Origin of the sequence: Lawsonibacter sp., assembly GCF_022777125.1 — a bacterium.
GTDB lineage: Bacteria > Bacillota > Clostridia > Oscillospirales > Oscillospiraceae > Lawsonibacter_A > Lawsonibacter_A hominis.
The window spans coordinates 1-8,577 of record NZ_JALFGV010000127.1 but is presented as its reverse complement, the minus strand read 5'-3'; the positions used below and the strand labels follow the sequence as shown (position 1 = coordinate 8,577).

General features: G+C 65.0%; 4 protein-coding genes and 1 pseudogene. All 5 read left to right on the top strand.

Features of this window, described 5'->3' with window-relative positions:
* The coding region (locus tag MR825_RS10465) for an LL-diaminopimelate aminotransferase (protein ID WP_287880646.1) at positions 1-1,095 on the top strand (1,095 nt) is incomplete at its 5' end.
* Positions 1,096-1,119: 24 nt separating this feature from the next.
* Entirely contained in the window at positions 1,120-5,664 is a 4,545-nt protein-coding gene (gene gltB / locus MR825_RS10460) for a glutamate synthase large subunit (protein WP_287880645.1), read from the top strand.
* A gap of 5 nt (positions 5,665-5,669) precedes the next feature.
* Complete coding sequence (locus MR825_RS10455; protein ID WP_186907873.1) at positions 5,670-7,130, top strand: glutamate synthase subunit beta; 1,461 nt, start codon at positions 5,670-5,672, stop codon at positions 7,128-7,130.
* Between the two features lie 123 nt (positions 7,131-7,253).
* On the top strand, positions 7,254-8,006 hold the full coding sequence (locus tag MR825_RS10450; RefSeq protein ID WP_186907872.1) for a glycoside hydrolase family 25 protein: 753 nt from the start codon (positions 7,254-7,256) through the stop codon (positions 8,004-8,006).
* Between the two features lie 331 nt (positions 8,007-8,337).
* A pseudogene (locus MR825_RS10445) lies at positions 8,338-8,577 on the top strand (UDP-N-acetylmuramate dehydrogenase); the annotation flags it as partial.

Genomic DNA, 8,577 nt, shown 5'->3' with positions numbered 1-8,577 from the left:
GGGGATGTGACCCGGCCGCTGGCCCCGGCGGTGATCTCCGCCATGCACGCGGCCGTAGACGAGATGGGCACGGTGGAGGGCTTCCGGGGTTACGGTCCGGAGCAGGGCTATGACTTTCTCCGCCAGGCCATCGCGGAATACGACTATCAGGCGCGGGGCGCGGAGATCGCTCCGGACGAGATCTTCATCTCCGACGGCGCCAAAAGCGACTGCGGCAACATCGGGGATATCTTCGGTGTGGACAATGTGGTGGCGGTGTGCGACCCGGTGTACCCGGTGTACGTGGATACCAACGCCATGGCGGGCCGGGCGGGGGAGTACAGCGAGGCCGTGGGCCGCTGGAGCAATCTGGTCTATATGCCCTGTACGGCGGAGAACGGCTTTGCGCCCGCTCCGCCGGAGAGCAAGGTGGATCTGATCTACCTGTGCTTTCCCAATAACCCCACCGGCGCGGTGGCCACCCGGGAACAGCTGCAGGCCTGGGTGGATTACGCCGAGAGCCGGGGGGCGGTGATCCTGTTCGATTCGGCCTACGAGGCCTTTATCAGCGATCCCTCCATTCCGCACAGCATTTTTGAGATCGAGGGCGCCCGGCGCTGCGCCATCGAATTCCGCTCCTTCTCCAAGACGGCGGGCTTTACCGGAAACCGCTGCGCCTATACGGTGGTGCCCAGGGACCTGGAGCGGGGCGGCGCAAGTCTGAACACGCTGTGGAACCGCCGCCAGACCACGAAATTCAACGGCGTGCCCTATGTGGTGCAGCGGGGCGCCCAGGCGGTGTATTCGGATGCGGGCCGCGCCCAGGTGCGGGAGACCATCGCCTTTTATCAAAACAACGCCCGGGTCATCCAGGCGGGCCTGGCCGGGGCGGGCCTCACCGTCTCCGGTGGGGAGAATTCCCCCTATGTCTGGGCGAAAACGCCGCATGGCATGGGTTCCTGGGCCTTTTTCGACCTGCTGCTCCAGCAGGCGGGCGTGGTGACGACACCCGGCGCGGGCTTCGGACCCAGCGGGGAGGGCTATATCCGCCTGAGCGCGTTCGGCGGCGCGGAGGACACTGCAGAGGCGGTGGAGCGGATTCGAGCGGTACTCTGAAAACCACCCAAGGGGGGCCTACAAATGGAACGACGCAAGTACGAGGCCGGCCGGCAGAGCGGGCTCTATTCTCCGGCCTTTGAGCATGACGCCTGCGGCATCGGCGCGGTGGTGGACATCAAGGGCCGCCGCAGCCACCGGAATGTGGACGAGGCGCTGAAGATCGTGGAAAAGCTGGAGCACCGGGCGGGCAAGGACGCCGAGGGGAAGACCGGCGACGGCGTGGGCATCCTGGTGCAGATCTCCCACAAATTCTTCTCCAGGGCCGTGAAGGACCTGGGCTTTTCCCTGGGGGAGGAGCGGGATTACGGCATCGGGATGTTCTTCTTTCCCCAGGACACCCTCAAGCGCATGCAGGCCAAGAAGATGTTTGAGATCATCGTGCAGAAGGAGGGGCTGGAATTCCTGGGCTGGCGGACGGTGCCCGTGCGCCCGGAGATCTTGGGGCACAAGGCCCTGGCCAAAATGCCCTATATGGAGCAGGGCTTTGTGAAGCGCCCGGAGGGGCTGGAGCGGGGCCTTGCCTTCGACCGAAAGCTCTATGTGGTGCGCCGGGTGTTCGAGCAGTCCAACGACAACACCTATGTAGCCTCACTGTCCAGCCGTACCATCGTCTATAAGGGCATGTTTCTGGTGGAACAGCTGCGGGGCTTCTATCCGGATCTGCAAAGCCGCGACTATGAGTCCGCCGTGGCCCTGGTCCACTCCCGCTTCTCCACCAACACCAACCCGTCCTGGGAGCGGGCCCACCCCAACCGCCTCATGGCCCACAACGGCGAGATCAACACTATCCGGGGCAATGTGGACCGTATGCTGGCCCGGGAGGAGACCATGTCCTCCCGGCTGCTGGACGGGGATATGGACAAGGTGCTGCCGGTGGTCAACGTCTCCGGCTCCGACTCGGCCATGCTGGACAATACGCTGGAGTTTCTGATGATGGCGGGCATGGACCTGCCTCTGGCCGTCATGGTGGCGATCCCGGAGCCCTGGAGCAACGACCGCACCATTTCCCGCTCCAAGCGGGATCTGTACCAGTATTACGCCACGCTCATGGAGCCCTGGGACGGTCCGGCCTCCATCCTCTTCTCCGACGGCGACGTGGTGGGCGCGGTGCTGGACCGCAACGGCCTGCGGCCCTCCCGGTATTACGTGACGGACGACGATAAGCTCATCCTCGCCTCCGAGGTGGGGGTGCTGGATCTCCCGCCGGAGCGCATCGTGGAGAAATCCCGGCTCCAGCCGGGGCGGATGCTGCTGGTGGATACCAAAGAAGGGCGCGTCATCGGGGACGAGGAGCTCAAGCAGCGCTACGCCTCCCGCCAGCCCTACGGCGAATGGCTGGACCGCAACCTGGTCCACCTGTCCGACCTGGAGGTGCCCAACCACCGGGCGCCCGTCAGCTCCAAGCAGCAGCGGGCCCGCCTGCAGAAGGCGTTCGGTTATACCTATGAGGATGTGCGCAATACCATCCTGCCGATGGCCCGCACCGGGGCGGAGCCCACCGCCGCTATGGGGACCGATATCCCCCTTGCGGTGCTGGATGACAAGGATCAGCCCCTGTTTCACTATTTCAAGCAGCTCTTTGCCCAGGTGACCAATCCGCCCATCGACGCGATCCGGGAAGAGATCGTCACCGACACCACCGTCTATGCCGGAGACGACGGGAACCTGCTGGAGGAACGGGCGGAAAACTGCCGGGTCCTCCAGATCCGAAACCCCATCCTCACCTCCACCGACATGATGAAGATCAAGGCCATGAAGCGCCCCGGCTTCCAGGTAGAGACCGTCTCCATCCTCTACTATAAGAATACGCCTCTGCAGCGGGCGCTGGAGCATCTCTTTGTGGCGGTGGACCGGGCCTACCGGGACGGGGCCAACATCGTGGTCCTCTCCGACCGGGGCGTGGATGAAAACCATGTGGCCATCCCGTCCCTGCTGGCGGTATCCGCCATTGAGCAGTACCTGGTCCGCACCAAGAAGCGCACGGCGGTCTCCATCCTGCTGGAGTCCGCCGAGCCCCGGGACGTCCACCATTTTGCCACCCTGCTGGGCTACGGCGCCCGGGCCATCCATCCCTATCTGGCCCAGGAGACCATCGTGGAGCTCATCGAGGAGGGCCTGCTGGACAAGGACTTTCACACGGCGGTGGACGACTACGACGCGGCCATCCTCCACGGCATCGTGAAGATCGCCTCCAAGATGGGCATCTCCACCCTCCAGTCCTATCAGTCCGCTCAGATCTTCGAGGCCATCGGCATCAACCGGGACGTGGTGGACGCGTATTTCACCAACACCGTCTCCCGGGTGGGCGGCATCGGCCTGCAGGAGATTGAGGAAATGGTGGACCGCAACCACTCCAAGGCGTTTGATCCGCTGGGCCTGGGATGCGACCCCGCACTGGACAGCATGGGGGTCCACAAGGCCCGTTCCGGAGCCGAGGACCACATGTACAATCCCCAGACCATCCACCTGCTGCAGCAGGCTGCCCGGAGGGGGGATTACGCGCTGTTCAAGCAGTATACCGCTCTGGTGGACGATGAGACCAGGCCCCACACGCTCCGGGGCCTTCTGGAGATGGAGTATCAGGATACGCCGCTCCCCCTGGACGAGGTGGAGAGCGTGGACTCCATCGTCAAGCGCTTCAAGACCGGAGCCATGAGCTATGGCTCCATCTCGCAGGAGGCCCACGAGTGCCTGGCACAGGCCATGAACCTGTTGGGCGGCAAGTCCAACTCCGGCGAGGGCGGCGAGGAGCCCGACCGCCTGGGCGATCCCTCCCGCAACTCCGCCATCAAGCAGGTGGCCTCCGGCCGCTTCGGCGTCACCAGCGCGTATCTGGTATCCGCCCGGGAGATCCAGATCAAGATGGCCCAGGGCGCCAAGCCCGGCGAGGGCGGGCATCTGCCGGCCGGCAAGGTCTACCCCTGGATCGCCAAGTGCCGCCACTCCACCCCCGGCGTCACCCTGATCTCCCCGCCGCCCCACCACGATATCTATTCCATCGAGGATCTGGCCCAGCTGATCTATGACCTGAAAAACGCCAACCGGAACGCACGCATCTCGGTGAAGCTGGTCAGTGAGGCAGGGGTGGGCACCATCGCCGCCGGCGTGGCCAAGGCCGGGGCCCAGGTGGTGCTCATCTCCGGCTACGACGGCGGCACCGGCGCCGCGCCCCGCACGTCCATCCATAACGCGGGCCTGCCCTGGGAGCTGGGGCTGGCGGAGACCCATCAGACCCTGATCCGGAACGACCTGCGCTCCCGCGTGGTCATCGAGACCGACGGCAAGCTGATGAGCGGCCGGGACGTGGCGATCGCCTGCATGCTGGGCGCCGAGGAGTTCGGCTTTGCCACGGCGCCGCTGGTGACCATGGGATGCGTGATGATGCGGGTGTGCAACCTGGACACCTGTCCCGTGGGCGTGGCCACACAGAATCCGGAGCTGCGCCGCCGCTTTGCGGGCAAGCCGGAATACGTGGTCAACTTTATGCGCTTTATCGCTCAGGAGCTGCGGGAGCACATGGCCCGGCTGGGCGTGCGCACCGTGGAGGAGCTGGTGGGCCGCACCGACCTGCTGAAGGTCCGGCCCCCGGTGAACGGCCGGGCGGCCACGGTAGACCTCCGCGCCCTTTTGGACAACCCCTATCCCGCCGGGACCAAGACCCACTTTGACTCCAAGGATGTGTTCGACTTCCATCTGGAGCAGACCGTGGACCTGAAGACGCTGGAGAAGAAACTGGGCAAGGCCCTGGAGCAGGGGAAAAAGTGCCGGGTGGAGGTGGCGGTGTCCAGTACCGACCGCGCCGTAGGCGCGATCCTGGGCTCCGACATCACCCGGCTCCACGGCGGCGCGCTGGAGGAGGATACCTTTACCGTCAAATGTACCGGCGGCGGCGGGCAGTCCTTCGGGGCCTTCATTCCAAAGGGCCTGACCCTGGAGCTGGAGGGAGACGCCAACGACTATCTGGGCAAAGGCCTCTCCGGCGGCAAACTGGTGGTTTATCCGCCCAGAGGCAGCCGGTTCCAGGCCGGCGAAAACATTCTGGTGGGCAACGTGGCCCTGTACGGCGCCACCAGCGGGACGGCGTTTCTCAACGGCGTGGCCGGAGAGCGCTTCTGCGTGCGCAATTCCGGGGCTACCGCCGTGGTGGAAGGCGTGGGTGACCACGGCTGCGAGTACATGACCGGCGGCCGGGTGGTGGTTCTGGGCCGCACCGGGCGCAACTTCGCCGCGGGCATGAGCGGCGGGGTGGCCTTTGTCCTGGATGAGGACCGGGATCTGTACCTGCGTCTGAACAAGGAACTGGTCTCGATGGAACTGGTCACCGAGAAGCACGATATCGCGGAACTGAAGGCGCTCATCCAGGCCCACGTGGACGCCACCGGCTCTCCGCGCGGCCGGGAGATCCTGGCGGATTTTGAGGGCTGTCTGCCGCGGTTCAAGAAGATCCTGCCGCACGATTACGACCGCATGCTGCGCACCATCGCCCAGTATGAGGAGAAGGGCATGACCCGCCGGCAGGCGGAGGTGGAGGCTTTTTACGTCAACACCGGCAAGAAAGGGGAGTAAGGCAGATGGGAAAGCCTACCGGATTTTTGGAATACCAGCGCCAGGCCAACCCGGCGGAGGACCCCCAGGCGCGCATCCGGCATTATCAGGAGTTTCACCCCCGGCTGGACCGGGAGGAGCGGCGGCGGCAGGGGGGGCGCTGCATGGAGTGCGGCGTGCCGTTCTGCCAGTCGGGCGCGGTGCTGGGCGGCATGGTCTCCGGCTGCCCGCTGCACAACCTGGTGCCGGAATGGAACGATCTGGTCTATACCGGCAACTTCGGCCACGCCCTGGAGCGGCTTTTGAAGACCAACAATTTCCCGGAATTCACCGGACGGGTCTGCCCCGCCCTGTGCGAGGCGGCCTGCACCTGTGGATTGCATGGACAGCCGGTCACGATCAAAGAAAACGAGCTGGGGATCATCGAGGACGCCTGGGAGCGCGGACTGGTCCGGCCCCGGCCCAGCGGAGCCTGCACCGGAAAGCGGGTGGCGGTGGTGGGCTCCGGCCCCTCCGGCCTGGCCTGCGCCGACCAGCTGAGCCTGCGGGGCCACAGCGTCACCGTCTTTGAGCGGGAGGACCGCCCCGGCGGTCTGCTGATGTACGGCATCCCCAACATGAAGCTGGAGAAATCCGTCGTCCTGCGCCGGATCGCACTGATGCGGGAGCAGGGCGTGACGTTCCGCTGCGGCGTGGACGTGGGGAGGGACCGGAAGGCCAAGGAGCTTTTGCAGGAGTTTGACGCAGTGGTGCTCTGCTGCGGCGCCTCGGATCCCCGGGATCTGAACGTAGCCGGACGGGAGACCCGTGGGGTCTGCTTCGCGGTGGACTTCCTCAAGGAGACCACCCGCAGCCTGCTGAATTCCGGCCTGACCGACGGAGCGTACCCCTCCGCCCGGGGGAAACACGTGGTGGTCGTGGGCGGCGGCGATACGGGCAATGACTGCGTGGGCACCTGTATCCGCCACGGCTGTAAGAGCGTGGTCCAGCTGGAGATGATGCCCAAGGCCCCCGACCGGCGCGGCGGGAACAATCCCTGGCCCGAGTGGCCCCGCGTCTGCAAGACAGATTACGGTCAGGAGGAGGCCGTCGCCGTCTTTGGCCGGGACCCGCGCCGCTACCAGACCACCGTTACGGAATTGCTTCCGGACGAACAGGGAAACCTGAAAGCCGTCAAGACCGTCCGGCTGGGAAGCGATTGCAAGCCCCTGCCGGGGAGCGAAGCGGTGCTGGAGTGCGAGCTGCTGCTCATCGCCGCGGGCTTTCTGGGGGCGCAGAAGTATGTCAGCGACGCCTTTGGCCTGGAGCTGACCCCACGCGCCTGTGTGAAAACGCAGGCGGACGGTTATGCTGCCGGCGCGGGCAAAATCTTCGCCGCCGGCGATATGCGCCGGGGCCAGTCCCTGGTGGTGTGGGCCATCCGGGAGGGCCGCGGCGCGGCCCGGGCGGTGGACGAGTACCTGATGGGCTATACCAATCTGCCATAAACGCATGCCAAAGCGCGCGCCGAATCGGTTCGACACGCCGGGGCGCGCCGCATTGCGGCGCGCCCACGATTTTTTTGTTGCCATTTCCCGGATATCCGGGTATCATATTCTATGGTGATACGATTGAAAAAAGTTTTACGGGGACTGGGACGGCTCGCCCTGGTCCTCCTGGTTCTTTGCGCCGCCGTGCTGGCGCTTTTGGGCCTGCTGCGCTGGCGGGGGCTGCTGCTCTTCGCCCAGGAGGCGGACCCGGAGCAGTGGGAGGTTTTCGGCGTGGATGTCTCCTCCTACCAGGGAGTGGTGGACTGGCCCGTCCTGGCGGAGCAGGGGGTGGACTTCGCCTTCCTCAAGGCCACCGAAGGAAGCGCCCTGCAAGACCGGCAATTTTCCGCCAACTGGGCGGGCGCGTTCGCGGCGGGCATCCGGGCGGGGGCTTACCACTTTCTCAGCTACGACAGCTCCGGAGACGCCCAGGCGGATCATTTTATCAGCGTGGTGCCCCGGACCGAGGGAATGCTGCCTCCAGTGGTGGATATCGAGTTTTATGGCGCCTATCTGACCGATCCGCCGGAGCGCGCGGCGGTACGCGCCATTCTGGACCCGCTGCTGGCGCGTTTGGAGGAGTATTACGGCGTCAAGCCCATCCTCTATGTGACCTATCGCTCCTATTATCGCTATCTGGCGGGAGGAGACTATGGGGCCTATCCCATCTGGTGCTCCAGCCCGGTGGTCTTCCCGCTGGTGCCGGGCTGGACCTTCTGGCAGTATTCGCACACCGCCCGTCTCCCGGGTTATTACGGAAGCCAGGACAAGATCGACCTGAACGTCTTCCGGGGCGGCGCGGCGGAGTTCCAGCGCTTTGGAAATCCGGCGTGAGCTCTTCTATTCCAACGCGAAATCTGATATAATAATGCAAGGCGGCGCAGCACAAGTATGCCTGCGGCGCTTTGCGGCAATTTTGCGCCGTAAATGTGTTGGCAATACGCGAGATACACAAAGGATTCCGGCGTTTTTCACCTTTTTGGCGCAAAGTTTCCTGCAAACGGCATTTGGAAAATGATACCGTCGGCAAACGGGAGACAACGCGGTTGTTCGGGGCTGCGAGAACATCCGGCTTCGTCATCCTTGCAGCCGGGCGTCAGCCCGGCTGCCTTGTCCGCCGGTGGTACGGCGTTGCCTTGATCAATGATCCTGACGGAGGTGGGGTATGGATCGCTTTTCTGCCCTTGCGACCGAATTGAAACGTACGCTGCCCGGCCTGGAGCTGCGGGAGGAGGAGCCCATGCGGGGGCACACCACCTTCCGGGTGGGGGGACCGGCCCGTCTGATGGCGCTGCCCGGGAGCCGGAAGGAGGCCGCCGCCGCCGTGCGGGCGGCCGCAGAGAAGGGGATCGCCCCCTTTTTCCTGGGAAATGGCAGCAATCTGCTGGTGTCGGACGCCGGCTAC